This is a genomic window from Aminobacter sp. HY435, from assembly GCF_027568395.1.
Classification (GTDB): Bacteria; Pseudomonadota; Alphaproteobacteria; order Rhizobiales; family Rhizobiaceae; genus Aminobacter.
The window spans coordinates 268,563-295,086 of sequence record NZ_JANKZL010000004.1 but is presented as its reverse complement, the minus strand read 5'-3'; the positions used below and the strand labels follow the sequence as shown (position 1 = coordinate 295,086).

The 26,524-nt window shown below is 61.5% G+C and carries 22 protein-coding genes; 11 read left to right on the top strand and 11 right to left on the bottom strand.

The genetic code is table 11. The features are described from left to right. The first annotated feature begins 36 nt into the window (after window positions 1-36). Together PCJ21_RS06225 and PCJ21_RS06220 are read left to right on the top strand one after the other, a co-directional pair. Window positions 37-1,839, top strand: a complete 1,803-nt coding sequence (locus PCJ21_RS06225) for a GumC family protein (RefSeq protein WP_269930508.1) — start codon at window positions 37-39, stop codon at window positions 1,837-1,839. Window positions 1,840-2,120: 281 nt separating this feature from the next. Then, window positions 2,121-2,969, top strand: a complete 849-nt coding sequence (locus PCJ21_RS06220) for a sugar transferase (RefSeq protein ID WP_269930507.1) — start codon at window positions 2,121-2,123, stop codon at window positions 2,967-2,969. Between the two features lie 457 nt (window positions 2,970-3,426). Here PCJ21_RS06220 and PCJ21_RS06215 read toward each other — a convergent pair whose 3' ends face one another. Next, the gene (locus tag PCJ21_RS06215) at window positions 3,427-4,842 is read right to left on the bottom strand and encodes a polysaccharide biosynthesis/export family protein (protein ID WP_269930506.1); all 1,416 of its coding nucleotides are present in this window, start codon (window positions 4,840-4,842) and stop codon (window positions 3,427-3,429) included. An 11-nt stretch (window positions 4,843-4,853) separates the two neighbouring features. Then, window positions 4,854-5,723 carry a glycosyltransferase family 2 protein gene (locus PCJ21_RS06210; protein WP_269930505.1) on the bottom strand — a complete coding sequence of 290 codons (870 nt, stop codon included), beginning with the start codon at window positions 5,721-5,723 and terminating at the stop codon, window positions 4,854-4,856. Between the two features lie 243 nt (window positions 5,724-5,966). Here PCJ21_RS06210 and PCJ21_RS06205 point away from each other — a divergent pair, with 243 nt between their 5' ends. Continuing rightward, entirely contained in the window at window positions 5,967-7,199 is a 1,233-nt protein-coding gene (locus PCJ21_RS06205) for a glycosyltransferase (protein WP_442865967.1), read from the top strand. Here PCJ21_RS06205 and PCJ21_RS06200 read toward each other — a convergent pair. Then, window positions 7,189-8,322, bottom strand: a complete 1,134-nt coding sequence (locus tag PCJ21_RS06200; protein WP_269930504.1) for a glycosyltransferase family 4 protein — start codon at window positions 8,320-8,322, stop codon at window positions 7,189-7,191. The two genes, PCJ21_RS06205 and PCJ21_RS06200, sit on opposite strands and share 11 nt — an antisense overlap. 252 nt (window positions 8,323-8,574) lie before the next feature. Here PCJ21_RS06200 and PCJ21_RS06195 point away from each other — a divergent pair, with 252 nt between their 5' ends. After that, window positions 8,575-9,792, top strand: a complete 1,218-nt coding sequence (locus PCJ21_RS06195) for a glycosyltransferase family 4 protein (protein WP_269930503.1) — start codon at window positions 8,575-8,577, stop codon at window positions 9,790-9,792. Between the two features lie 24 nt (window positions 9,793-9,816). Here the strand turns inward: PCJ21_RS06195 and PCJ21_RS06190 are convergent, their stop codons facing one another. Next, a complete protein-coding gene (locus PCJ21_RS06190) occupies window positions 9,817-10,746 on the bottom strand; it encodes a hypothetical protein (protein ID WP_269930502.1) in 930 nt (309 codons plus the stop codon). A 285-nt stretch (window positions 10,747-11,031) separates the two neighbouring features. On the opposite strand from PCJ21_RS06190, the gene PCJ21_RS06185 reads away from it, so the two are divergent. The 3 genes from PCJ21_RS06185 (at window position 11,032) to PCJ21_RS06175 (ending at window position 14,218) form a co-directional block, all read left to right on the top strand. Further along, window positions 11,032-12,024, top strand: a complete 993-nt coding sequence (locus PCJ21_RS06185) for a glycosyltransferase family 2 protein (protein WP_269930501.1) — start codon at window positions 11,032-11,034, stop codon at window positions 12,022-12,024. Between the two features lie 61 nt (window positions 12,025-12,085). After that, window positions 12,086-13,063: a glycosyltransferase family 2 protein gene (locus tag PCJ21_RS06180; RefSeq protein ID WP_269930500.1), complete on the top strand. Its 978-nt coding sequence runs from the start codon at window positions 12,086-12,088 to the stop codon at window positions 13,061-13,063. 48 nt (window positions 13,064-13,111) lie between these two features. Then, on the top strand, window positions 13,112-14,218 hold the full coding sequence (locus PCJ21_RS06175) for a glycosyltransferase (RefSeq protein ID WP_269930499.1): 1,107 nt from the start codon (window positions 13,112-13,114) through the stop codon (window positions 14,216-14,218). Between the two features lie 27 nt (window positions 14,219-14,245). On the opposite strand, the gene PCJ21_RS06170 is transcribed toward PCJ21_RS06175, so the two are convergent. After that, window positions 14,246-15,709: an oligosaccharide flippase family protein gene (locus tag PCJ21_RS06170; RefSeq protein WP_269930498.1), complete on the bottom strand. Its 1,464-nt coding sequence runs from the start codon at window positions 15,707-15,709 to the stop codon at window positions 14,246-14,248. Between the two features lie 151 nt (window positions 15,710-15,860). Between PCJ21_RS06170 and PCJ21_RS06165 the strand changes: the two genes are divergently transcribed. From PCJ21_RS06165 to PCJ21_RS06155, 3 genes are read left to right on the top strand one after another with little or no spacing between them, the layout of a single operon-like run. Next, a complete protein-coding gene (locus PCJ21_RS06165; protein ID WP_269930497.1) occupies window positions 15,861-17,363 on the top strand; it encodes a DUF4214 domain-containing protein in 1,503 nt (500 codons plus the stop codon). Window positions 17,364-17,382: 19 nt separating this feature from the next. Then, on the top strand, window positions 17,383-18,783 hold the full coding sequence (locus PCJ21_RS06160) for an apiosidase-like domain-containing protein (RefSeq protein ID WP_269930496.1): 1,401 nt from the start codon (window positions 17,383-17,385) through the stop codon (window positions 18,781-18,783). After that, window positions 18,780-20,087, top strand: coding sequence for a polysaccharide pyruvyl transferase family protein (locus tag PCJ21_RS06155; RefSeq protein WP_269930495.1), 1,308 nt, complete (start codon window positions 18,780-18,782; stop codon window positions 20,085-20,087). Before PCJ21_RS06160 ends, PCJ21_RS06155 begins: the two co-directional genes overlap by 4 nt. Window positions 20,088-20,142: 55 nt before the next feature. Here the strand turns inward: PCJ21_RS06155 and PCJ21_RS06150 are convergent, their stop codons facing one another. The 5 genes from PCJ21_RS06150 to PCJ21_RS06130 form a co-directional block, all read right to left on the bottom strand. Continuing rightward, window positions 20,143-20,613, bottom strand: coding sequence for a nucleoside deaminase (locus tag PCJ21_RS06150; protein ID WP_269930494.1), 471 nt, complete (start codon window positions 20,611-20,613; stop codon window positions 20,143-20,145). Between the two features lie 412 nt (window positions 20,614-21,025). Further along, window positions 21,026-21,325 (bottom strand): hypothetical protein, encoded by a 300-nt coding sequence (locus tag PCJ21_RS06145; RefSeq protein WP_269930493.1) that lies wholly within the window; start codon window positions 21,323-21,325, stop codon window positions 21,026-21,028. A 262-nt stretch (window positions 21,326-21,587) separates the two neighbouring features. Beyond that, window positions 21,588-22,241, bottom strand: a complete 654-nt coding sequence (locus PCJ21_RS06140) for a PIG-L deacetylase family protein (protein WP_269930492.1) — start codon at window positions 22,239-22,241, stop codon at window positions 21,588-21,590. Further along, the gene (locus PCJ21_RS06135) at window positions 22,238-23,053 is read right to left on the bottom strand and encodes a sugar phosphate nucleotidyltransferase (protein ID WP_269930491.1); all 816 of its coding nucleotides are present in this window, start codon (window positions 23,051-23,053) and stop codon (window positions 22,238-22,240) included. Before PCJ21_RS06135 ends, PCJ21_RS06140 begins: the two co-directional genes overlap by 4 nt. A gap of 2 nt (window positions 23,054-23,055) precedes the next feature. After that, window positions 23,056-24,348 (bottom strand): class I SAM-dependent methyltransferase, encoded by a 1,293-nt coding sequence (locus tag PCJ21_RS06130; protein WP_269930490.1) that lies wholly within the window; start codon window positions 24,346-24,348, stop codon window positions 23,056-23,058. Window positions 24,349-24,667: 319 nt separating this feature from the next. Between PCJ21_RS06130 and rfbC the strand changes: the two genes are divergently transcribed. After that, on the top strand, window positions 24,668-25,210 hold the full coding sequence (rfbC, locus tag PCJ21_RS06125) for a dTDP-4-dehydrorhamnose 3,5-epimerase (RefSeq protein ID WP_269930489.1): 543 nt from the start codon (window positions 24,668-24,670) through the stop codon (window positions 25,208-25,210). Here rfbC and PCJ21_RS06120 read toward each other — a convergent pair. Next, window positions 25,207-26,511, bottom strand: coding sequence for a DUF4910 domain-containing protein (locus PCJ21_RS06120; RefSeq protein WP_269930488.1), 1,305 nt, complete (start codon window positions 26,509-26,511; stop codon window positions 25,207-25,209). The two genes, rfbC and PCJ21_RS06120, sit on opposite strands and share 4 nt — an antisense overlap. Window positions 26,512-26,524: the final 13 nt, after the last annotated feature.

Below are 26,524 nucleotides of genomic sequence, written 5' to 3'. Positions count from 1 at the left end.
GCCGCTGGTTGCTCAACTTGCTGTCGGGATTATTCAATGGACAGTCGCCTAGTTTCCCATTGGCATCAGGTGAGCGACCGTGGCAGCCCTGCCGAAAGCGACTTCATCAGCATTGCCGACGTATCCACGTTCCTAAGAAGGTACGTCCAAACGATTGGCGCATGCGTGCTCGTCGCGTTGGCATGTGCGTGGTTTTATCTTGCCACGACAGACCGCATCTACACTGCACAGACGCAGATTCTCATCGAGCCGAAGATTTCTCAACTGCTGCAGCAGCAGCAGACGGAGGTGAACCTGACGCTCGACACAGCCCAGGTCGAAAGTCAGATGGCCGTGATGCAGTCAGAGAAGATCGCCAAGATGGTGATCGACGAACTGCAGCTGACGCACGATTCCTTGTTCAATCGGTCACATAGTCCGACATTCACGGAGCGATTGGGCAAGCTTGCCGAACGAGCAGGACTTTGGCGTGCCGGTACGGGCTATGCGCGCCCGGCAAGCGGGTTCGAGCGCGACAGGGGGACGATGTGGGCGTACAGCGCAGGCCTCGATGTCCGCCGGGTCGGGGTCTCATACGCAATCAACATCGCTTTTCGCTCGCTTGATCCCGAGCTGTCGGCCAAGGTCGCCAATGCAACGGCGGAAGCCTTCGTGCGCGAGCAAATGGAGACAAAGTCTGCTTCCGCGCGCGAAGGCGGCGAATGGCTTGAGCTCCGGCTGAACGAACTTCGCGAGCAAATGAACCAAGCAACGCAAGTTGCACAGGAATTCCGCTCCAAGCATGACTATGGCGTCGGTCCGGCGGTCGGCGGCGATCAGGCCTCGCAAGCTGGCGAGGGCAAGAATTCGCCGACACTGGAAGAGCTTGAAGTAACTGCCGATACATATCGGAAAATGTATGAGAGCTTCCTGCAGGCCTACACGAACTCAGTGAGCCAGCAGTCCTATCCGGTGGCCGACGCCCGCGTGATAACAACCGCGACACCCCCACTTGGGGCGAGCTCGCCACGGCCCAAGCTTCTGGTCGCGTTCGCCATTCTTGCCGGCTTGATGGTTGGCGTTGGTGTGGCGTTCCTGCGCCACACGCTTGATCCGAGCATAAAGTCGAGCCGTCAGCTGCGGGAAGAGTTTGGGCTCGAATGCCTGGGCGAACTGCCACCGCTATCGGGCGAAACGATGTTCGACGAGGCGGTCATTTCGCCTTCCTCGCGCTACAGCAACAGTCTCAAATGCGTGAAAACGGCGATTGGCCTTGCAGATTCCGCATCGTCGCTGCGCTGCATCGGCGTCGTGTCGGCCCTGCCTTCCGACGGCAAGAGTTCGTTTGCGAGCAATCTCGCCGCACTGTACGCGATGAGCGGCAGCCGCACCTTGATTGTCGACGCCGACGTCTGTCATTCGGTGTTGAGCGGAGCGCTGCTGCCCGTATCGAGTCCGGGCGAAGGCGATGTAAATGCCGCGACCGGCACGACTGTCTCGCAGTTCATAGCGCCGGTGGCGAATGCGACGTTCGACCTCCTGCCGAGCGCAGTAGCAGACGCGCGCGGGCTTCTGGCCTCGCGCAACATGCGCGTGGCGCTGCCGGAGCTTCAGAGCTATGACATGATCATCGTTGACCTGCCCCCTCTGACATGCGGTTCCGACAGGCTTGCGACGACGCCATTGTTCGACGGAGTGATCCTGATCGCCGAATGGGGCCGGACCCCGATTGACCTGTTTGGCGAGCTGGTGAGGTCGATGCACGCGAGCAAGACCTCGATCCTTGGCGTCGCCATGACCAATGTGCGTGTCTCATCGACAAGGATGTACAATGGTCACGGCCGCAGGAAAGCGCGCTGAACCAAGGCCGCGTCACCTTTGGCTTCCGAAGCTGCATCTGTCTCAACAAACAGCATGGCTGTATGGCGGGAGCAGCCAGCAGCCACGTTCCGATCCGATCTCCGATGACACATACCCAGGGTGGTGGCGTCTCTTGCGCGTCCAAATGGACGCGCGGCGCTCTAATGCCTTTGGCTTAGTGCATACGCCCCCATCGATGCCGATACGACCTTTGCCGTTCTTGCCGGCCAAGGGTGCCGGCTGGGATTGTAATACGTAACCAGAAGCCACCCGATAAGCCCATGACCATCAATGTTCCAGGCAAGCGAGTGTCTCGAAATCAGCTCCGGCACTTTCGGAAGATTCGATCGCGCGCGCCTGCGGCTGCCGACCTGCAATACCAGCTTGAGCCTTCCGAGAATTGGAACTGGCCAAGAGCAACTGTTCCGGTCTCCGGCCAGGCGGTAGGCGGTGCAGCAAGCCCGACAAATGCAGGGGCTCTATCGACGTCCGATACAGGCGCGCCGCCTTCGGCACCTCTTGGCGGTCGATTGAAACGGTTTGTCGACGTCGTGCTTGCGCTTACCGTGCTGGTACTTGCCTCGCCGGTCATGTTGATCGTAGCCCTGTCCATCCGGATTGCCACCGGCGGGCCGGCGCTCTACTCGCACGAGCGGATCGGTTTCAAGGGGCAGTCCTTCAAATGCTACAAGTTCCGATCAATGGTCGCCAATTCCGACGAGATCCTGCGTGAACATCTTGCCGGCAATGCGGAGGCCGCCAGAGAGTGGCAGGACAATCACAAGCTCAAGAATGACCCGCGGATCACGTTCCTTGGCGCACTCCTGCGCAAGTCGAGCATCGATGAGCTGCCGCAGTTGTTCAATGTCCTGAAAGGCCAGATGAGCTGTATCGGACCCCGCCCGATCGTTCAGGACGAGCTTTGGCGCTATGGCGCAAGTGTCGGCGACTATCTGGCGACCAGACCCGGGCTGACCGGGCTGTGGCAGGTGACGGGGCGAAGCAGCACCGACTATGCCAGGCGAGTCGAGCTGGACAGCTACTACGTGCACAACTGGTCGCTATGGGTCGACGTCAAGATACTCATACGCACGGTCTTTGCGGTCATGCGCTTTGACGAGGCGGCCTGAGGCGTTTGGCTATATCAGCTAGCGACCGTGAGGCATCATTCGGCGCCACAGGCTCGCTAGAACGAGACCCGCAAGATATGCGCCTTGGAGAACCAGCACGGGAATCGCCACTCGATGAAGCAGCGGTCCGTCGAGCAGCAAGCTGGTGGCTACGACCGTAACGGCGGTTGCCGCGATCAGCGCGGGTACGCGAAAGGTCATTCCCAGCAGTGCTCCCACCACTCCGACGCTGACAATGCTCCAAAGCAAGTGCGTTCGCTCCTTCGGCTGAGGCGAATCATGCCCAGGCCCGCCCTGCATTGAAACATCGGTCGATGTCGCCTGAACAGGGTGCTGATGGCTTTCTCACCTCGCAAGAGGAGGGAGCTGTGTGATGTAGGGCACATTTTGGCCTGCTGAACGCGCGAACAGCCCACGCCAGCGGGGCTGGCGTGGGCTGCCACGGATGGCGAAGCGGCTATTGGGTACTGGAGGTCGTCGCCATTTGTTCCGGATCTAGCCCGGTAGCGGGGTCATCAGGCTGTGATGCAAGGGGCAGGCCGGGCTCCTGGCTTTCCGACAGCAGAGACAGTCCACCTTCATCGAGCTTTGGCAGGGGGATCTTGATCTTGACGGTGTCGCCAGGTTCGATTTGCGTGGCCTCGGTGGCCGGGATTTCTGTCGATTTGCCTTCAGGCGTGGTGCGCATCAGCACATAGATCGGCTCGGCTTCTTCGTTGCGGTTGCGCATGGCGAGCAGGCGAGGCGCCGTGATTTCTGAATCGCGCAGCATCTGCATGGCGGTATCTGCCTTGCGCGAGACTTCGTTCATCTGGGCCTGTGTCTCGCGCAGAGACTCCGAAACCTCGGTGGTGTGCCTGTTGCTGACATCGAGGATGGAAACATCTGTACGGCTGATCTCCTGCCTGGCCCGGAAAACGGCCGTTTCGGCAGCCAGCCGATCGCTGCGAACCTGGGCGAGGGCGCGTTCGAGGGCAATTTCCCTAGGCGCAGCTGACAGCCCCTTGTCGACCAGCGTCGATACGCCGGTCAGTTCCTTTTTCACCAACTCGATCTGCTCGTCGTAGAGGGCCAGCTGGGCTTCGAGCGACGTCTGCTCCTTCTGCAGGAACTCCTTGAGGCCGTTGAGTGCCTGCAATTGCGTTCTCATCCCGTCCTTGCGAGCGGTAAAGACCAGCTTTTCCTGCTCCATCGCCAACGCCACCGCGCTCTCACCGGCGCGGCGCGTCAGCGCTTCCGGAAAGGCGATGTCGTCTGCATTGGCGAGCTCCGCCTGCAGGCGCGCTTTGCGCGCAAGAAGATTGGTGCCAGCCAATGCCAGAAGGTTGAGATCTCCCCTGCCGGAAATGACCTCGCGCTCGAGACGGTCGGTCCTTTCCTCGCGCGTCTGGAGCCCGCCGGCAATGCTGAGCGCCTGGAGCACAGTCAGGCCGGGGCGGTAGGGAAACTCGCCGGCATTCTTGACCTGGCCAACGACGTAGAAGGGCCTGAATTGCACGACCTCGACGGCGACGTCGGGCGCGCGGCCCAGCCCCATGCGCTCCATCAGCAGCCTGCCGATGGACGCGCCGAGCGCTCCCGGTGCGGTGCCCGCGGCGTTGATCGAGCCGACGAAGGGAAGCGACATGTTGCCGTCGGCCCCGACGGTGAACTGGTCGTTCAGGGCGGTCCATTCAAATATGCTGTCGCGTGACGCGCGCCATTCGTAGATCTTGAGGCGTACCTTGTCTTGCGGACCAAGCAGATACTCGCCGGCGCTGGCTGGCAGCGCGCCCATGCCCAGCATGACCATTGCCGCCGAGGCGGCGAGCACTTTCAGACGAAGGTGTCCCCGGGCCGCCATTTCCTGTCCAAGCTTTGCCTTAGCGTCCACGTCGCGTACTCCTAGATTCTCAGGATGTATTCGGGCTCGATGCGTCCAGTCAGGACGTGGGCCACAGCCATCATGTTGCCGCGCAGGCGACCTCGACGGTCGATATAGGTTTCCGGCCGAAGGCTGCGGGCGATGTTGGCGGCGATGTTGCGTGCCATCAGCGGCACGGCGAATGTCGCCGGCACGGTGCCCTTGCGGATCAGGTAGACCGGGTTGACGACCTGCGAATAGCCGAACCGCACGCCGCTGACCCGCCCGGCCTTGAGGCCGAGATGGACGCCGACGATCGACGATACGCCGACGACGCGGCCCTTCGCCCTCAACTGGCTGGTGAAGTCGATGTCTTCCTGCCAGCCGTAGAGCACAAGGCGTTCGTCGAAACGCAGGTCGCCAATCATCGCTGCCCGGATCGACATGTTGCAACCATAGGCGCCGACATGATCGGAAACGCTATGCTCGGCGGGATTGGCCCTGGCATTGACGAGAGCCTCCGTCGCGTCCTGCCAGCTGTGGCCGGCATTGCGAGCACCGTCCATGATGGCGTGGCCCATGACAACCGCCCAGTCCGCATTGGCGGCGAAGGCTGCATCGACGCGCGCCAGATAGTCGTCGGCGGGCACGAAGTCGTCATCCAGGAAGGTGATGATGTCGAAGTCGCTGCCGACCCGGTCCAGCGCAGTGTTGCGCTGCGCGCACAGGCCTTTCGCGCCGAAGACGGTCGTGACCGGAAAGCTTTCGCACTGAACCTCGCCCACATGGCTCGCATCGGGCGCCGAGACGATCACTTCGTCGGGCAGCCGCGTTTGCCATCCGAGATGCGCGATCAGCCGCGACAGCTGCTCCGGGCGGCCAAGCGTGGCTATCGCTACGACGAGTTTCATCTGCAATCCTTTGCAGAGATCCACCGTGACGGCAGGCGGATTCATCCGTTCCGACCCTAGCCCCTGAGGTGACCGGGAACAGCTTGCATAAAAGGGGCGGTCTGTCAGTGCGATGCGCCGTTAGAGGTATGGCTGGGGTAGACGGAATAACCGTTGGGGTAGGAAGTCGCGCCACCCCGATGGCCAGCTTGCTGGGCCAGTGCCGCAATCGGACACTGGCCCGGACAAGCGGGATCGACAGTGATGCGCCATGCAAAGCCGACCGAACTGGTGACGGCTGCCGAGATGACCGGCAGCACGCCGGCTGGGCTGCTGCCGCAGGCAAGCTTCGCGCCCGGAAGCCGCGTTGCGATCATCCATGACTGGTGCCCTGACTTCAGGGGCGGAGAGCGGGTCCTGGCGCAAATCTGCCGGCAGTTCCCCAATGCCGATGTCTTCACGCTGTTCGACTTCCTGCCGGCGGAGATCAAGGACCAGTATTTTCGCGACATCCAGTTTCACACCTCGGTTGCCAACCGGCTGCCGATGGTCAAGAAATTCTACCGGTCGCTGTTTTTCCTCTGTCCTTTCCTGATCGAGCAGTTCGACGTCACCGGGTATGATGCCGTGATCTCGTCGTCGGCTGCGTTCGCGCGTGGTGTCATCACGCGGCCGGACCAGCCGCATCTGTGTTATGTGCACAGCCCGGTGCGCTATGCCTGGGACGAGCAGTTTTCCTATCTCGAACAGGGCAAGCTCGGCTATGGGCCGAAGGGTACGCTTTTTCGCTACATGCTGCACCGGCTGAGGGAATGGGACACGCGCACCGCACATGGGCCGGACCTGATGCTGGCAAACTCGAACTATGTCAGGTCGAGGATCAAGCATATCTATGGCCGCGACGCCCGCGTCGTGTTTCCGCCGGTTCCGCTCGGCGAACTGGATGTCGTATCCGACAAGGACGACTATTACGTCTCGGCCTCCTTCCTCGCCCCCTACAAGCGCACCGACCTGGTGATCCAGGCGTTCAACGAAATGCCTTCGCGGCGCCTCGTCGTGGTCGGCGAGGGGCAACAGTCGGCCAAACTCAGAGCGCTGGCAGGACCGAACGTCACCTTCTCCGGTTATCTGCCGCGGCGCGAATATGTCCGCACGATCGCCGAAGCGCGCGCCATGGTGTTCGCCGGGTGCGAGGATTTCGGCATTGCATTGGCGGAGTCGCAGGCATGCGGCACGCCGCTGATCGCCTTCGGGCGCGGCGGGGCAACCGATATCGTACAGCGCCTCGGCGTTTCGAATGCGCCGACCGGCGTGCTGTTCGGCCGGCAGACTGTGGCAGCCCTGAAGGAAGCTGTCGGCCATTTCGAAGACAAAGGCGCGGCGATCACCCCCCAGGCATGTCGGGAGAACAGCGAGCGCTTTTCGGAAGAGCGCTTCGACCGGGAACTGATGGATGCGGTAGGCCACGTGCAATCGCTTCACGCGGCTATCGGATGATTTCCCTTTCGATGGCGCTCTCGCGCTCGTCGTGCTGCAAGCCATCCGACTCCAGCATCGCCAGAAGATAGAGCTCCGCCGAGGTGTCCCACCGGTACCGCGAGGTGCGCGCCCAGCCGCGAGCGATCATGTCGAGCCGAGCCAGCGGCGCCACCCGGAGTTCCATGAACCGGTCGAACCATGCCGCCGGGTTGTTGGGCGAGGCATAAAGTGCCGCGTCTCCGCAGATTTCGGGCAGGCTTGCCCGATCGGACGCCACAACCGGACAACCGACGACCATGGCCTCGAGTGGCGGCAGTCCGAAACCCTCCTCGAATGACGGGAAGGCGAGACACATCGAGTCGTGCAACAGGGCTGCCAGCGCATTGTCGGAAAGTCGTCCGAGCCAAAACACGTTGGTTGCCTCGGCGATTGCCGTTGCCTTGAAGACGCGTGGATCGGAAATGCCGGCAACGGCGATCTTGAAGCCCGCCGCCTGCAACTGGTTGGCCATGCCAACAACCAGCTTGGCGTTCTTGTGGGGGGCCGCACTGCCTAGCAGAACGATCGTGTCCGGCCCCGCGGCCATCTGCGTCCGCAAGGAATGCTCTGCCTTCCATTGGGTGGCGTGCTCGTGCCCATTGGAGGCGACGAAGATCTTGCTTGCCCGGCAAATCTGGTGCCGGGCCAGCTCACCGGCCGAATAGTGGGAGACGGTTGCGATACATTCGGCACTGCGCGCCAGCGCCGGCAGCAGCGAGCGATAGAGCGCGCGAAACGACGGCGAATAACTTTGCGGGAAGTTGCGCGTGTTGGCGTCGTGAATGCAGACGATGTGCTTGCCCGCCAGCACCGGCCCGGTGTTGCACAGGCTGAGCAGCCCGCCGGTGACGCTGGCGGGCAGGATCGCCTGCTCCCAGGGGTGGCCGCCGAACCTGCCGATGCGGCGCGAGGGGATGGCGGTGAGGGCGAGGTCGTCGACCGCATCCGGCGGCATCAGCACCTCGAGGTCTAGATGGCTGGCTATGCCGGGATGACGGGCCAACAGCCGATCCATGGCGCGGACGATCTCGCGCGCATAGCGCTGCACGCCGGTCAATGGCTGGGCAAGGAAGCGGCCGTTGATGGCCCAGTGCCTTCTCACATGATCCTCGATCGTCTGACGTCGGAAAGTCTGTGAAGAGCACCTTGCCTCCGACCCGCCGGCCCGTCATTTCGACCATTGGGACGGCGCATGGCGGCGGTGTCAGCAATACGGCGCACCACAATGCGGGCGGTCTATCCGAAGGAGTATGCGCCTACCTCCATCGTGTAAAACCGCGCGACGCCCGCACAATGTTACGGTCCAGATTGATGGCGGCGACACCACGCCGCTTGTCCTGGAGATGCCGATCCAATGGACCCGGAGCGTGCCGCGCCACGAGCGACGGTCGAAGCGAGCAACGTCATCGCCATGCCGCCGCGGCAGCGCGGGGTGGATGCTTCTGCCACGGATAAGAGCTTGCCCCGCCAGGTCAGGCGCTGGAGCATCAATGGCGATTTTGTCACGCTGAATCCGAATGGCGTGGCGCGCTACGCACGCGAGGTCACCGCTGCGCTGGACGCGCTGATGGCGCAGGGCCACCCGCTGGCACGCGACCTTGAGCTTGACGTCGTTGCCCCCCGGCCGGTCGATCTGGGCCTCAGGGTCATCGGCACGCTGGTCGTGCCCGAATACAAAAGGCCGCGCCTGCCGCAATTCTGGGTCCAGATGCAGTTGCCTCGCCACGTGCCGGGCGGGCTGCTCAGCTTCTGCAATCTGGCGCCGGTGGCTGTCAGGCGGCAGATCGCCTGCATCCACGATCTGCACACAAGGCTGATGCCGGAAAGCTATGGGCTGGGTTTCCGCCTGGCACATCGCCTGATCCTGCCGGCGCTTGGCCGGCGCGCCGCGCACATCACCACGGTCTCGCAGCTGTCGCGCGACCACCTCGCCAGCCATGGCATCGCACCGGCCGACAAGATCACCGTCACCTACAATGGCAGCGACCACGCCAGGCGCTGGGATGCCAGTCGTTCGACGCTGGCTCCAACGACCGGAAGAGCCTATGTGTTTTGCCTTGGCCGCGACCAGGGATACAAGAATCTCGAGCTGCTGGTGCGCCTTGCCACCGTGCTCGACGGCATGGGGCTCGACCTGTGGATGGCGGGCGACGCTGCCGAGGATGCGTTGGGCAGGATCGAACGCCCCGTGCCGCAGAACATCAGGCTGTTGGGCCGGATCAGCGACGACGATTTCAAGAAGGCGCTGATCGGCGCTTTGTGCTTTTTGTTTCCCTCGCGCATCGAAGGCTTCGGCCTGCCGGCAGTCGAAGCGATGGCGAGCGGATGCCCTGTCGTGGCGTCGACCTCGCCGTGCCTGCCGGAGATTTGCGGCGACGCAGCACTTTACGCCGACCCCGACGATATCGATGGCTGGGCCGATGCCGTGCGCCGTCTGCAGGTGAAGCCGCAGATGCGCGAGGCACTTGTCGCGGCGGGCCACATCCGCGCCGCGGAATACAGCTGGCGCGGCATTGCCGAGATCTATCTCGAGCTGATGGCCAAGGTGGACGGGCAGGCAATGGCGCAGTAGCGAGAGCCTGCAAAGGGCTTGGCGTCAGGCCGTCGCCAGCCGATCGCCGAAGCGCAGGATCTTGTCGTCCGTCGCCGTGCCGTCGTCATACATCCGAACCAGTTCCTCAGGCAGCGGGCTTTGTCCGTCGGCGGCGCAAACATAGTCGCGCATGGTGGTCCCGGTGGCGCGCGTATCGACGTTGGCGGCACCATGGCGCGCGGCGACATCATCTATGTGAACGGTCCGGAAATCGATGCTGTAGCGCGCCATGTCGGTGGTATTGGGCACCGTTTCATGCAGTTGGGCGCCGGAGAAGGCGATCATCCCTCCGGGCGGCGGCAGGTATCGCAGCGATTGTCCCTGCAACTGCTGCTGGGGCTTCGGCTGCTCGCGCGTGTCGCTCTTGACGTGCTGGGCCGCCGTGGCACGGTTCTTGGTGTTCCATTCGTAGTAGTTGTAGATTTCGGAGTTGTTCTTCACCGGCACGTCGAAATAATCGGGATAGAAGCCCATCGCGTTGTTGGGGTCGACCGGGTAGATCGGCAGCCACCAGTTGATCTGGCACATTGGCGCCGAATACCAGGTGTCGCGATGCGGATGAAACGCATAGGCGATGCCCGACGACAGGAAGTGCGAAGGGTAGGCCGACCGCATGCGCGGCACGTCGAAATAGAGTTTTTCGAGATCGATGCCGCGCTCCCGCATGATCAGCGGGATCAGGCGCTTGCATTCCGGATGATGGATGAAGGCCGGCTTCACCTTGGCCAGGATATCGGCGACTTCTTCCGCCGACTTGTGCTTGTGAATCGAACATGGATCATGCGGCGCGAATGCCTGCTCAAGCATTGTGCGGGCCAGCTGGATCAATGCCTCCGTCGCATCGGTCGACGAAAAGATGAAAATATCTCCTGAATAGAGCCGGTGGCGGCGCGCTTCGTCGCCGAGTTTCGCATCGATGAACAAGGCCGACATGGACCCCTCCGCAGCAGGCATCTGGTTGACGCGCCCCAACATCGTTGGAATGCAACTCAATGACGTTCGTCGTCGAGAAGATTACGGTACTGGTCACTGCAGCTACAGTGCATCATTTGGCGTAGCGACGGGCATTTCATTCCAGGCCGCAACCGGACCCTAGCCAATAGGCGTGCCACGTTTCATCCCATCAGGTGACGCGCCACGCCATCGTTCGCACACTATGCTCAGCGTGTTCAGAAATGAGCTGCCGCGCCGGCAAGCAGCCCGAACTTGGAGGAGCCAATGGCAAGCGTCGATGTGGTGGTTCCATGCTACAACTACGGGCGCTTCATCGGCGACTGCGTAACCAGTGTGCTCGACCAGCGTGGCGTCGACTTGCGCGTGTTGATCATCGACAACGCGTCGCAGGACGATAGCCTGGATATCGCGCGGAAGATGGCTGCACGCGACAGCAGGGTCGAGGTCGTGGCGCACTCTGTCAATCGCGGCGCCACATACAGCTACAACGAGGGAATAGACCTGGCTTCGGGCGACTACATGCTCATCCTCGACGCTGACGATATGCTTGCGCCTGGAGCGCTTGGGCGCGCGGTCGCCGTTCTCGACAACGATCCCAGCATCTGCTTTGCCCACGGAGACGAAGGCCGCCTCGAAGCGGGGGGCGCTGCCGGGATGCCGGGATTGGGCTCGGACCAGCCGGCCGTTTCCACCATGACCGGAACGGCTTTCATTCGCCAGCTATGCCGCATGCCGGTCAATCACATCGGCGCGAATACCGTCGTTCGGCGGACGTCGGTGCAGAAGCAGATCGGTCACTATCGCCCGTCGCTGCCATATACCGACGATCTCGAGATGTGGTTGCGCCTTGCAACCGCTGGAAACGTCGCCAGAATTTCCGAGGTCCAGGCAATCCGGCGATATCACGATACGCGAATGTCGGTTCATTATCAGAGCCGGCAAGCGCGGGATTTCATCGAGCGCGAAAGGGCATTCAAGAGCTTTTTCGATCATGAGGGCAGGCGACTTGCGGACGTCGAAGCGCTGGCCGCGGATGTCAGGCGAGGACTCGGCCAGCATGCCTATTGGTCGGCGGTTTCGCATCTGTTGCGCGGGCATGGGGGCAATGCCATCGAAATCATGCGCCTGTCCCACCATTGGCGTCCAAATGCGGTGCTGACGCCGCCGCTTTCATGGCTGTTTCGGATGGACCGACCATTCGGGCGCGCTGTCGAGGTGCTGTCCGAGGCGGTTGCCCCCAGGAGCAACAGGATTTGAGCGAAGGCGATTGGCGCCCTGAACAACTCGCCAAACCGAGCTGACCTGTTGGAAAGGTGCGATGATGAGCGTGGATGTGGTCATACCCTGCTACAACTATGCACATTTCCTTGAACAATGCGTGGCTAGCGTCCTGTCGGAAGACGTCGATGGCCTCAGGGTAATCATTATCGACAACGCTTCCACAGACAGCAGCGTCGAGGTTGCCCGTCGTCTTGGCGTTGCGGACAGCCGTGTCGAAATCGTCTGCCACGACAAGAACATCGGGCCACAGGGCTCGTTCAACGAAGGGATAGATCTGGCGCGCGCCGACTATTTCATGATCCTGTGCGCGGACGACCTGGTTTCGCCGGGCGCATTGCGGCTGGGAGTGGAAGCACTTGAGCGGCATCCCGAGGCAAGCCTCGCCGTTGGAGTGTATCGGGAAACCCGGTCGATAGAGGAGCAGGACAAACTTGCCCGAAACGAAGCTGACTGGACGACGACCGACGGCCCCCGTTTCATCGATAGATGTTGCCGGTCCATCGAGCATGTCGCCGCGCACGCGTTCCTGGTGCGGACGTCGATACAGAAGCAGGTGGGATATTACTGTTCATCGCTGCCCTTTTATGACGACTTCCAACTCGTCCTGAGGTTGGCTCGAACAGGGTCCGTCGTGGAATTGCACACCCCGCTTGCCGTTCGACGGATCCACGAAACCAGCATCTCCGAGCCGGCCTGGGGCAATCGGTTGCGTCTGCTGCGGGAGCGTCAGGCCGTATTCGATAGCTTCTTCGCACTGGATGGGGGGCAACTGCCCGGAGCCGACAAGATGCACCGGCTGGGCATCAAGCGAATTGCCGAGACTGCTTTCTGGTCCGCGGCGTCCCATGTAGCCCGCGGCAAGGCGGGCACAGGGCTCGAACTGTTCCGGTACGGCTTCTCGCTGAGGCCGGCCACGATGCTGCTTCCGCCGGTCGGGCATCTGTTTCGCATGGGGGGCGCTTCGAAGCGTGTCGTGGCAGTGGTGTCCGAGGCGCTTGGCCGGCGCGCTGCGTAGCGCCCGTGTCATGATGGCAACGGGTTCAAATTGGAGGTGAGGTACAAGTTGCTGTTCGACAATTCCCTCTCTCTCATCAACCGCACTGGCGCCTACTACATCGCCAGGGATCTTTGTCGTGAGTTCGTACCGGCTCACGCTCAGGTTCGCTACTGGAGGCTTGGTTCACGTGCTCCCGAAGGCGTGGCCCGCAAGCTCATGGCGCGGCTGATGATGATGGAGATCGACTGGCTCGGCGACCGCAACGTTTGCCTGATCGGCGACACGAACAAGGCCGGCAACTCGAGGGTTTTCCTGGATCCGCTCTATGTCTTGCGGTCTCGCCTGGACGAGACTGACATAGTGCTGTGCCATGACGTCGGTCCGCTCACCCACAGCGGGCTCTACGATACCCGAACCGTCGCCAACTACCGCCTGGCCTACGACAAGATCGCTCGCGCAAGGCCTGGAATCGTGTTCGTCAGCGATTGGTCAAGATGCGCCTTCAAGGCTCTCTATGGTTCCGACTTCCGATGGCTCAAGACCATTTCGCTGTATGTCCGGGAAGAGTTGTTCAATGGCGTCGAGGAGCCGGTTCCAGGCATTGATGGCCGCTTCTTTCTGACCGTTGGAGCCTTCGAGACCCGCAAGAACCAGATCGCCGCCATCGAGGCCTTTCATGCCGGCCGTTTCCACGAACAGGGGGTCCGCTATGTCCTTTGTGGCTCGAGGGGGCTGGGCCATGACCGGATCGCCGAGGTGGCACAATCGGTGCCTGGCGTGGTGATGCTCAATTACGTTGCGGATCCCCAACTGCGCTGGCTCTACGCGAAAGCCGAGGCGTTCGTCCTGCCCAGTCTGCTCGAAGGGTTCGGCATGCCGGCGCTCGAGGCCGCCTATATGGGCCTGTTGCCGATCGTTTCGGCTGACAGTGCACTGGTCGAGGCGGTGAGGGGCATTTGCCTGGAAGTCGACCCGCATGATCCCCAATCGATCGCTGTCGCAATGGCTCGTGCGCTTGCGAATTCGCCTGGCGAAAAGGCAAAAGCCAGCCGAAAACTGCGGGATATGGCATTGCTTTCAACGAAACAGCGCTTCCTTTCGCAATGGAGGGAACTCCTGTCGGAGGGAGCGGGGAGCAAGGGCGCACCGATACAGGCGATGCCCGTCAGGTAGCTTGCGCCAGGATATCGGCTTGGCGATCTAAAGCGCTGGCGCAGGTCGCGCAACGCGCCGAAGTATCGGAATGACCAAGACGATTTCATCGAGCAGCGGATGCCGGGTCATCGACATCGCAATGAGCCAGCCGACAGCGGCTAGGATCGCGGCCACGATTGCGGCCCCCAGGCTCAGCGCGAAGTTGAAATCGGTCAAACCGACGACGCCGATTGGTCCTGCAATGCTCGCCAGCGCCACGACTGCGCTGCGCCCCAACGCAGAGGCGATTTCACCCCACTCCAGGCCAAGCCGATGCCTTAGGAAGGTCAGCGAAACAAACGCCTGGAACGGTATTACGACCATCATGCTCCATGCCGCCGCTTCCAGTCCTCCGAAGTAGACGGCGGCGGCGACCATCGCGGCCGAGGCCGGAAACGAGATCAGTGCGCGAATGCAAACGTCCCTTATTGCGCCGAGCGACACCATCACCGGGTAGTTCATCTCGCATGAGAAGGCAAAAAGCGACGCTACCGCAATGATCCGTATCAATGGGACAGTTTCGAGCCATTGGCGTCCCAGCAAGACCTCGACGATCGGATGGGCAAGCACGGCTATCACCAGGAGAACCGGCCAGAGAAGGGCCGTAATCAGTGCCAGTGCGTTGAGATAGGGCTGCTTGACGTCCTTGCCGTCTCTCACTGCCGCGGAAAAAGCGGGAAGCACCACTGAAATTGCGCCACTGAGGACGAGCCTGTCGGGAAGCTGGCAAATCATCATGCTTCGGTTGAACAGGGCCGCAGCCTGCGGCGTCAGGAACCACCCCAGCAGCAGGTAGGGTACCATCTCGTAGGCTTTTGCAAGCAATGCGGTCACGCCGTTGTAGCCGCCAAATTCGACCATGCGCCGCCAATGCCTGAGCGTGGGCCTAAAGATCCATGGTTGCCAGCGGATCGCCAGAGCCAACAGGGCCGTGATGCAGGATGTCGCCAGCCACGCGCCGGCGAAACTCATATAGCTGAATCCGTTGTGAGCGAGGCCGATGGTGACAACCATCCCGACGATCGCTCCGGAAATGTTGATCACCGCCACCTTGCCGAAGGCCATTTCCCGCCGCATCAGCGTGGCAACGAGGCCGGGGAATAGGTCAATCAGCATGCTGAGCGCAATGACGCGGAGATAGGGAGACAGCCCCTGTTGCTCGTATGCGGCGGCGAAATGGGGCGCGAGCACCGCAAGCGCGCCGGCTGTCACCAGGGTGAATATCAGCATCACCGTAAACGCGCTTTGGATGTCCGAGCGCGCCAATTCCTTGTGCTGAATAAGGAAGCTTGTGCTGGCGAACTCCCGCACCGACGATGCAAAGCCGACGATTGCCATGCCGATGACGGACACGCCGATTTCGGCCGGCGTCAGGATTCGCGAGACAATCGCGATTGTCAGAAAATTGGATCCGAGCACAATATAGCGCTCGCTTGTGCTTAGCAGTAGCGCACGCCTGACTACGGACATCCGTCTCTAGTCTCCCTATCCGGGCCGGAGCTCCGATCCGGTATTTGGCTATTCTGTCCCGGAAACATGCGCCGGCGTCATGCCGCCCAAAAGGCGGCAGGCAACCGCCATAAGGCGTAGGCACCCTCGTTCCTCCCCAATTGGGTTGGATTTGCAGCCATCGGCCCAAGCGCTAGCATTTCGCCATCTGAACACGTGGAAAAGGGCTTCCGTGGACCGACATCTCCCAATCGCGGCGGTCGCCCTGCTGGCGATGACTGTCCCGGCCTCGGCGGACCTGCTTTGGGGTGCCAACGGGCATCCGTTCAGCGCGTACCCCGGCACAAGCTATGAACGCCAGATCGACTATCTCAAGGACCTCGGCATGAAGTCCTACAGGGTCGACGTCGCCAGTGCCGATTCTGTACCCGCCCTCGCCAGGCTCGTGAGTGCCGCGAAGGGATCGGGCGTCGAGATATTGCCGGTCATCACACCCCACTTCGATTTGGACAAGGAAGGCGCCGGCGCTCTTCGCGAAAAGGCGCGCCAGCTGGCGTTCGCGCTTGGCTCCAGGTTCAGGTCGGACATCCGCGTGTGGGAACTGGGCAACGAGATGGAGAATTACGCCATCATCCAGCCCTGCGAGATGCGCGACAACGGTGTCCAGTATCCGTGCGAATGGGGTCCTGCGGGTGGGGTCGACGTGCTCGACTACTATGGTCCGCGATGGGCGAAAGTGGGCGCAGTGCTGAAAGGGCTTTCCGAAGGCATGACCGAGGCGGACCCGACCATCCGCAAGGCGATGGGGACGGCCGGATGGGGACACATCGGCGCATTCGAGCGGATGCGGCAGGATGGCATCGAATGGGACATCACGGTCTGGCACTCCTACGGCCAGGATCCCGAATGGGCATTCAAGCAGATTGCCCGCTATGGCCAGCCGATCTGGGTTACCGAATTCAACAATCCGCTTGGAAGCCAACCTGGCGATCAGGCCCAGGCGGATGGCCTGATCAAGGCCATGAAGCAGTTGCGCGACCTTCAGGCCAGATACAACGTCGAAGCCGCCCACATATATGAACTCATGGATGAAACCTACTGGGCTCCGGATTTCGAGGCCTATATGGGGCTGGTGCGCCTGAACGGAAGCCAGGCGGACGGCTGGGTGCCGGGCGAGCCCAAACCAGCCTATTTCGCCGCGAGGGAACACATCCGCGGACCAGTGACGCTGCCCCGGCCCGGCCGAAGCTGCGATTTGGCGGCTGTTCAGGCGGTACAGCCACGGTCCGCCAGGGAGGCCAGCTTCGGCTATTGCCTTGTTCTGGGCAGCTACGGCCCGGCCGGAGACGTGAGGCGCTGGGCCGAAAAACTGAAGGCAGGAGAGTTCACCTTCGTTGGCATGCTGATGAACATGCTGACATCCGAGGAGTTCGGCACCCGTTATGCAGACTTCAGCATGACCGACCGTGAGTATGTCGAGTTTCTCTATCAGATGATGCTGGGGCGGCCAGCCGACGGGCAGGGGCTGGAGAGTTACGCCAGCCAGTTGCGTGGCGGCTCGACGACGCGCCGCAATGTGGCTGTTGGGATCATCACGTCGGCCGAGTTCGCACAAAAGCATGCGGCAATCCTGAACGCCGGTTCGCGCGTTGTGGATGCCGTTCCACCGGGCTGATCATACGGAAGGAGCCGTCGTGGCTTTCACCATGCGTCTGAGGGCCGATAGGATGTGGAAATCCGGCTGGTGCCTGTTCTTGCTCGCCTTCCTGCAGGTGGGCGGGGTATTTTCGGCAAATGCCTGCGGCACGGAACAGAGCCAAGCGGCAACCTTCCCCCTGCAGGTGCAGGGCGGGGAACGCTACCTGTCCGATGCGGCTGGTCAGCCCTTTTTCCTGCAGGGAGACGCGGCATGGTCACTGATTGCCCAATTGTCGCGTGAAGACGCGGAGCTATACCTTCGCGACCGGAAGGCACGCGGGTTCAATACGATCCTGGTCAGCCTGATCGAGCATCGCTTTGCCGACAAGGCGCCAGCCAACATCTTTGGCGACAAGCCTTTCCTGGTCGATGGTGACTACGGCACGCCGAACGAAGCCTATTTCCGGCATGCCGACTGGGTGCTGCAGCGCGCATGCGAACTGGGGCTGGTCGTGCTTCTGGCACCATCCTATGCCGGGCACGATGGCGAGGAGGAGGGCTGGTATCAGGAGATGGTCGCAAATGGGCCTGAAAAGCTACGGAACTACGGGCGGTTTGTCGGCAAACGCTACGCCAGGTTCGACAACATCCTTTGGGTCCAGAATGGGGACTACAACCCTCCGGACAAGGATTTGATCCGGGCCATTGCTGCCGGAATCCACGAGACCGATCCTGATGCCCTCCAGACCGCCCACAATGCTCCGGAAACCGCCGCCTTGGAATACTGGCCGGGAGAGCCGTGGCTGAACGTCGACAACGTCTACACCTACGGCACCGTGGAGACGGCGGCGCTCGAACGCTATGAAAATGGTGGAGACCTACCGTTCTTCCTGATGGAAAGCGCTTATGAGGACGAGCACGAAGCCGATGAGCAGCGGGTTCGCATGCAAGCCTATCAGGCCGTTCTCTCCGGCGCTTCGGGACAGATATTCGGCAACAACCCGATGTGGCATTTTGACGGTCCCGGCCTCTATCCGGCGCCGACGGACTGGAAGCAGGCACTGGACAGTCCCGGAGCACGGAGCATGTCCTTGCTTGCGGAACTGGTTTCGTCGGTGAAATGGTGGCTGCTCGCACCGGACACTGACGGCAGGTTTCTGGTCGGGGGAAAGGGAGGCGACAAAGCCCGGGTTGCCGCGGCCGCGGCCAAGGACGGATCCTTCGGCCTGGTTTACCTACCCACGAGCAAGGATGTCGTGCTCGACCTCGGGCGCTTGTCTGGGCCGAGCATTGCTGCACGCTGGCTGGATCCTACGACTGGGCAGAGCGTGGCCGTTCAAGGCTCGCCGTTCTTGCCGGCCACGTATTCCTTCAGACCGGCGAGGAGAAACCAGGGGGGCTTCACCGATTGGGTCCTCGTGCTGACATCACAACAAGCGTCAGGACAGAGCCAATGAACGCCTACCGCGATACCGCACGCGTCTTGCCTGTCGATCGGGCAATGGACAAGCCTCCTCTCGAAGAGAGCCTGGGCGGGGCTGCATTGCCGAAGGCCGCGACGGAAGCTTCAACCATCGCGCTGTTTGGATTGTTCGGCTGCGGCAACCTGGGCAATGACGGGTCGCTTGAAGCCATGATCGGCTTTCTCAGGGGCGCACGGCCGAATGCCAAGCTGTATTGCGTTTGCACGGACCCAGACGTCATCGGGAGGACCATGGGCATCGAGGCCATTCCGATGCGCTGGTCCCGTGGGCTGAGGCGCCGGAGCGTGTTCAGCCGCGTGCTGTTGTGGGGACCTCTCAAGTTCATCGACTTCGCCAAGGCGGCGCAGTTCATTAGCCGCGCCGATGTCATGCTGATCCCCGGTACCGGCATACTCGACGACTTCGGCGAGCGGGCTTACGGAATGCCGCTCGACATTCTTGTGTGGTGCCTCGCGGCAAGGCTGATGGGCACCCGGCTTGCTTTCGTTTGCATAGGGGCCGGCCCGATCAGGCATCGGATCAGCCGGTGGCTGATGACATTCAGCGCGAGGCTGGCCCACTATCGGTCCTACAGGGATGCGATGTCCAAGGAGTTCATGGCCAACAATGCCGGCTTCGAGACAACTGGCGACCCCGTCTATCCCGATATTGCCTTCAAATTGCCGGCGCCAGCAGCACGGACGGTGAACCGGGCCGACGATCGCCTGACGATTGGCGTCGGCGTGATGAGCTACTACGGCTGGTACGGATTTGCAGATGGCGGCCAGCAGATATTCGACCGCTACATCGAAAAGCTGTCGCGTTTTGTCGTCCATGTTCTCGACAGTGGCCATGCCGTGCGGCTGCTGACGGGAGAGATCGGGGACCGGATTGCCGTCGACGCGCTTCTGGCAAATGTACGTGCCATTCGGCCGGGCCTTTCCGCCACGGCGATCGTGGCGGAGCCGTCTGCGTCGCTTCACGAGGTGATGGACCAGATGGCGGACACGGATATCGTGGTTGCAACCCGCTTCCACAACATCGTGTGCGCGCTAAAAATGGGCAAGCCAACGATTTCGCTCGCCTATTCGAAGAAAAACGACGTTCTCATGGGGCAAATGGGACTGGAAGATTATTGCCAGCATGTCGAGCATTTCGACGTGACGAAGCTGATCGGCCAGTTGGACAGCCTGGTCTTGCGACGGGACGATCACGCGAGAAAAATTCGCGATCAGGTCGACAAGCTTCAACAAGAGCTCATGCGGCAGGACGAAATTCTGCTTTCAACAATGCTATAAGCACCCGCGCGTGCGCGCCAACCAGCCCACGATCTTGACTAGGGATTGGGCCTTGTCACCAGAAATCCTTGTGGTCGCTGACTATCTCTTCTTCGAGCTCAGGGAATGGGCCACGGATCGCTACAGGGCGCCGCCCGGCGTCGAACACTTGGTGACAGCTCAGGTCGAGGGTCAGATTCTCCGGGTTGTCTCCGGTCAGCTCGGCCAGCCGCCTTTCGCTGAGACCGTAGACCACGGTGCCGATGCCAGCCCAATAGCAGGCCCCGGCGCACATGCAGCACGGCTCGACCGAGGTCACCAACGTGCATCGCTCGAGAAAGGTCGGGTCGTATTGCCGCGCGGCCGCGCGGGCCACGTTTGCCTCTGCGTGACCGACGCCGCGATCGCGCGCGTAGGTGTTACCAGATGAAAGGAGCACGTCGCCCTCCGGCCCGACCAGGAGCGCCCCGAAGGGATGATTGCCACTGGCCCGGCTCGCCGTGGCGATCTCCACTGCAAGACGCAGGTATTCGGTATCGCTCCTCATGGCCGCCTCCTCGGGATGCCCATTCGAAACTGCACGCGCAAAGGCCCTTCGCCTGGATTCCATCTTCCCGGAGCGCCTGGAAGCTGTCTAGTCATTGGCCTATGGATTCATGGCTGCGCAACGTGAGGTTCGGTCTGCCCGGATGCAGAAGCGCTCCGCAGCCGGCCCCTGCGAAAGTCGTCGGGTTTTCATTGGGGCAACGCTCTTGCTGGCTGTTGAAGAAGCCAGTCGCGTTCGCAGACGAAGCTTGCGACGTCGCCCCACCGTGATCCTCCGAAATCTCGCCGGAGCGATGCCTGGAAAACGTGCTCTGCCTCTTCAGGGCGTGCAAACGTCTTGAAAAGCCGCGCTTGCTGTCAGGGCAGGGGCGCTTCTGTCGTATTGCCAGGTCGGCCAATCTCTGGAAGCCGGTTCAGGCTTGGCAAACCATTGGTTGGTCAGCATCGAGCTGCCCGGCAATCCAGTTTGATGCTTCCAGAAGCGTTTCGAACATCCTGTAGCAACCGCCAAGTCGACCGAACCCTGTTTCGAGAAACCAGCCGCTCTTGACCGAGTATTGTGCTTCGTCGAGCTGCGTCAGAATGGCGACGAGCTCACCTGACTTCATGACCAGAAGTCCCTGTTCACCGCCTACAACCGTCCCCAGTCGAACATCAAGAAAGGAAAATTCTTGCAAGGCCCTGCCACCGGGCGATGCCGCTGTAGTGTCCATCTGAGCAGCCCTCACTCCTCGATGTAGCCAAGCAAAACCATCAAGTCACAAGTATGCAATGCGTCATATGCTGCGAGCGACTTATGTCGCATACATTTGTATGGATTGTTAGTCGAATGTAGACTCTGTCGCAAGTAGAGCAAAATTCGGGTCCGAATCACAGTAAATGGCGCTAAAATCCTGTGGATATGCGCGTATTCTGTCCAGAAACGTCACAAAAGCCCGCAGCGGCTCCAGCAAGAGAAGCTGCCCCGGACTGGGGCTAGAGTAGGCGGGCTTTCCTCAGCACAAAGGCCTCCGCGTATTGTTCGGGCGCACGGCACTCCATGCCCCTTAGGCGCGCCAAGCCTTGAAAAGTCTCTGCGTCGAACCAGTCCTTGGATCGCTGTGTCCCGAAATGCTCGTCCAGAAGGGCTGCCTTCCGCTCCATCACCAGGCGTGTCAACGGCACAAAGACGTTTGGCTGGCCAAGGTCGCCGTCCCATTTGGGAATTTCGTATTCCAGCAGCATGTGATCGCGGAAGATGTTCCATGTCAGCTGGCAGACCTCGCGATGGTCCTGGTGGGCATCATTGCGCGTATGCGTGAACACGATGTCCGGGCCTGTGCGGCCGCGCAACTCGATCAGCCACTGCTTGATTGCCCGCCGCTGTTCGGGGAAGTAGCTGTCTTCGAACTCGGCGAGTTCGATCCTGGCATCCTGAGCCTGCCGCAGGAAGGCGCGGGCGGATGCCGTCGCCTCCGTGGCGCGAGGGCCAGTTGCGCTCAGCACGCACCAGTGCACGTTCAGGCGGACACCGGCCGCAATCAGGCTGAGGATGGTGCCGCCGGCGCCGATTTCGATGTCGTCGGAATGCGCGCCGAGACACAGGATCGATAGCTGCTCACCGCTCCTGGCAAGGCCCAGGCTTTTCATGAAGCTGCCTTGATGACATTGCGCCTGGCCCGTTCGGCGCGAATTGCAGCATTCCAGGGCATGTCACCATGCTCGACCATATCTTCGAGCGACTGCCAGTCGCGCAGGGTGTCCATGGACCTCCAGAAGCCTTCGTGCTTGTACGCCATGAGCTTGTTGTCGGCGATGAGGCGGCTGAACGGTTCGAGGACCAGTTCCTCGCCGTCTTGCATGTAGTCGAAGATCTCGGGCCGGAAGATGAAATACCCGCCATTGATCCAGATTTCGGATGTGTCGGTCGTGCGGAATGCACGCACGCGGCCGGTCTCGTCGATATCTGCAAGATGATAGGTGAGGGGCGCGCGAACCGCGAGGAAGCAGCCATACATGCCGCTGGCCTCGAACCTTGCGACCATGTCGTTGAGATCGACGTCGGTCAGCCCGTCGGAATAGTTGGCCAGGAACATCTTTTCGTTGCGAACCTGGTCCCTGGCCGCCCACAGGCGCTCGCCAATGTTGCGCCAGATGCCGGTGTCCAGCAGTGTCACCGTCCAGTCCTTGGTGGCATCGTCGAGCAGCTTGACGTCCTTGCCGCCGCCCGAGACGATGCAATCGGCAAATGTCTGCGGCCGGGCGTTCAGGAAGAAGTCCTTGATGACATTGGCCTTGTAGCCGAGGCACAGCACGAAATCGTCGTGTCCGTAGTCGCTGTACCATTGCATGACGTGTCGCATGATCGGCTGCTGGCCGAGCGGTATCATCGGCTTGGGGACGCTCTCCGAATATTCCCGAATGCGCGTTCCACGTCCGCCACAAAACAGGACGACTTTCATCTTCATAGCTCCGAAGGATCGATGACGGTGACAAAGGGGATGGGGACGACGAACTTTGCGCCCCAGGCGGCGACATGCGACATCTGCCGGATGATCTCGTCCTTGAGATTCCACGGCAGGATCAGGATGTAGTCCGGCTTGGCGTCGTCGATCGCTGCGACCGGGCGGATCGGGATATGCATGCCGGGCGTGAACCGCCCGTGCTTGTAGGGGTTGCGGTCGACGGTGAAGTCGAGGAAATCAGGTCCGATCGCGCAATAGTTGAGCAAGGTATTGCCCTTGCCTGGTGCGCCATAGCCGCAGATCCGCTTGCCTTCGTTCTTGGCCGAGATCAGGAATGCCAAGAGGTCGCGCTTGGCCATCGCCGCCTTGTGGCCGAACGAGGCGTAGGTCGACATGTTGGTGAGGCCGTGACGGCGCTCGCGGGCCAAGAGATCGTCGACGCGTTGCGACGTTCGCTGCTCGCTGTCGTGATGGGCCAGATAGACGCGCAGCGACCCGCCGTGCGTCGAAAGCTCCTCGACATCCACCAGCCGCAATCCGTGCCGCAGCGCCATGGCGGCGATGGTCACCAGCGAAAAATAGGAGAAATGCTCGTGGTAGATCGTGTCGAACTGATTTTCGGCAATCAGCCGTTCGACATGGGGAAACTCGAGAGTGATCGTGCCTTCCGGCTTGAGCAGGATCTTCATCCCGCCGACGAAATCGTTGAGATCTGGCACCTGTGCCAGCACGTTGTTGCCGATGATCAGGTCGGCTGCGAGGCCCTCCGACAGCAGCTGTCTTGCCAGGCGCTCACCGAAGAAATCGACCCGCGTCGGAATGCCCTTGTCGATTGCGACGCGGGCAACGTTGGCTGCGGGCTCGATGCCGAGAACCGGTACGCCAAGCTGAGGGAAATGCTGAAGCAGGTACCCGTCATTGCTGGCCAACTCCACTGCCAGACTGTCTTTTCCCAGGCCGAGGCGCTGGGCGACCTGCTCGCAATAGAGTTTGGCGTGGGCGACCCAGCTGGTCGAAAAGGACGAAAAGTATGCGTATTCGGTGAAGATCGATTCCGGGCTCATGTATTCCTTGAGCTGGACGAGATAGCAGGTTTCGCAGACCAGTACCTTGAGCGGGAAATACGCTTCCATCTGGTCGACGTCCTCGGCCTGCAGAAAGCTTTCGCAAGGTGGCGACATGCCGAGGTCGACGAAGGTGTGACTGAGGCGGGAGCCGCATAGCCGGCAGCCCGGTACCAGATGGGAAGATCTTGCGGCATCCCGGACCGCGTCGAGCCGTTGAATGTTCATCTGCTGCACCCCACCAGAAATCCCAACAGCGACGCTTGTGATCACGCGTCATGCTGCGCCACTCCAGAAGATAGCGGCGGGCCGCTCCGGCTTCGATTTGCCCTTACGATGGCAGGCGTCATCCGATCGGGCGGTCCAGCCTTAGCCTGCGCTGCCAAAAGGTTATGTCCCGGGTAGGGAAGGGTCCGGATCATACGGGATGAGTAGGGTCGAGCCTTGCTGATCCCCTGAAAGAGCTAGGGGCAGTACTCCCTAGGAGGAGCTTTCGTGTTCGATCGCTGAGGAAAACAATCGATGCCGCCAATGGAGTGGGAAAGCCGTGCTGTTTGTCGAAGCCGGATTGAGCGGTGCCTGGCTGGTCATGCCTGAACCCGTCAGGGACGAGCGTGGCAGCTTCATGCGCACGTTCTGCGAGCGGGAGTTCGCAGAAATGGGCCTGGAATCCCGCTTCGTCCAAAACAGCCAGTCACAATCGCTGGCCAAGGGTACGTTGCGCGGGATGCATTTCCAGGTCGAGCCCCATGCCGAGGTCAAGCTGGTGTGCTGCATCCAGGGCGCTGTCTACGACGTCATCGTCGACATGCGACCGTCGTCGCCGACGCGGTTCAAATGGGTGGGGTTCGAGCTCACGCCGGAGAACCACAGGCAGATCTACGTTCCGGCCGGGTTCGCCCACGGTTTCCAGACGCTGACCGACGACGCGGTCGTTTCCTACATGATTTCACAATTCTACGCGCCACAGGCGTCGGTCGGGGTTAGATATGACGACCCTGCCTTTGGCATCGACTGGCCGTTCGAGCCGACGGCGATGTCGGACAGGGACCGCAACTGGCCGGCGGTGGGACGCCGCGTGTTTGGTTAGGACAAGAGGCCGTGCAGCCGCAACAATTTGGCAGCCCCCGCAAGTTCCCTGAACGACAGTCCCGAGCGTTCGGCCATCGCCAGCAGCGAATTGGTGCCGTCGGCAAGGTTGAGCACCCATAGAAGGCTCATGGAACTCAGGCCGGTCGACTTGTCGCCGCCGAGCGCCGCATAGAGTCCGCGGCGGCCGAGCTGCGGCTCACCCTTCTGGCATTGGCTGACCGGCGTCCAGTCGCCTTCAACGATCTCAACGACATCCATGACGATGCGCCAGGACCAGGCCAGATGCAGCGGCTTGATGAAATCAAGGTTGTCGGCCGAGGTGTGGTATTCGGGAAAGGTGCCGAAGGCGCTGCGCTGGAACAGCCCGACCGGAAGATCGAACCCAGGCGAGCAGAATTGTCTCTCGTCATAACCGTATGGCGAAAAGTCGAGAAGCGTCGCGGTTTTCGCGCGATGGGCGAGCACATGCGCCATGGCACGGTCGATATAGGCGTTGCCGCGCCGGCTTCGCTTGTAGGTAGGGCCGCCGCCGTCGCCGACGCAGGAAACGACCAGTCCATGGTCGATGAGCGCGGTCTTGTCTTCGTTGCGCGATAGCCAGGCGAGCGAGCCGATGGTGCCGGGCGCAAACAGGAAACGATAGCTGTAGCGCGTCTTCTTCGAACGCAGATGATTTGCCAGGCTGGCGAGCAGCGCCAGCCCCGAACAATTGTCGTTGGCGAGCGAGGGATGGCAGATATGCGCCGAGAGCAGGAACTCCCTGTCTGTCTCGCCGCGATGCAAATATTCGCCGTAGCTCAGCGAACCGTCCTTGAACTCCGTGTCGATCTCTACCCGGTACATGCCTTCCGGCAGCCGAGCCAGGCGGCTGTGCTGCATGCACAGGCCCCAGTTCTCGGCGTAGTAGGACGTGCGGTAAGGGATCAGGTCAGGCTGATCGGGAAGCGAATAGGTGTGGCGCTTCAGCTCGTCCAGCGAGACCGTACCGCTGAAAGGCATGCTGTAGTTCAACACGTGCAGGTTGTGGTCGGCAAAGTCCAGCACGACGTGGCCGCCGCTGTCGGTGACCGTGGCACTTCGGCACAACCATTCCCTTGGAATGGTCCAGTCGAAGGCCGCGGTGCCGGTGGCGACCTCGTGGATGTCGAGCGGGACCGTACCGCCCAGAATGGCAAGCGATTGCCGCACGCCGTCTCCGGTGATGCTGCGGCAGATCGGGTAGAGTTGCCGGGCAAGCCCATAGATGGCCTCGCCGACTGCGTCGAGAGGCGGGTCGGCGATGGCTGGCTGGTGTTCCATCGAGCGCCTTTCG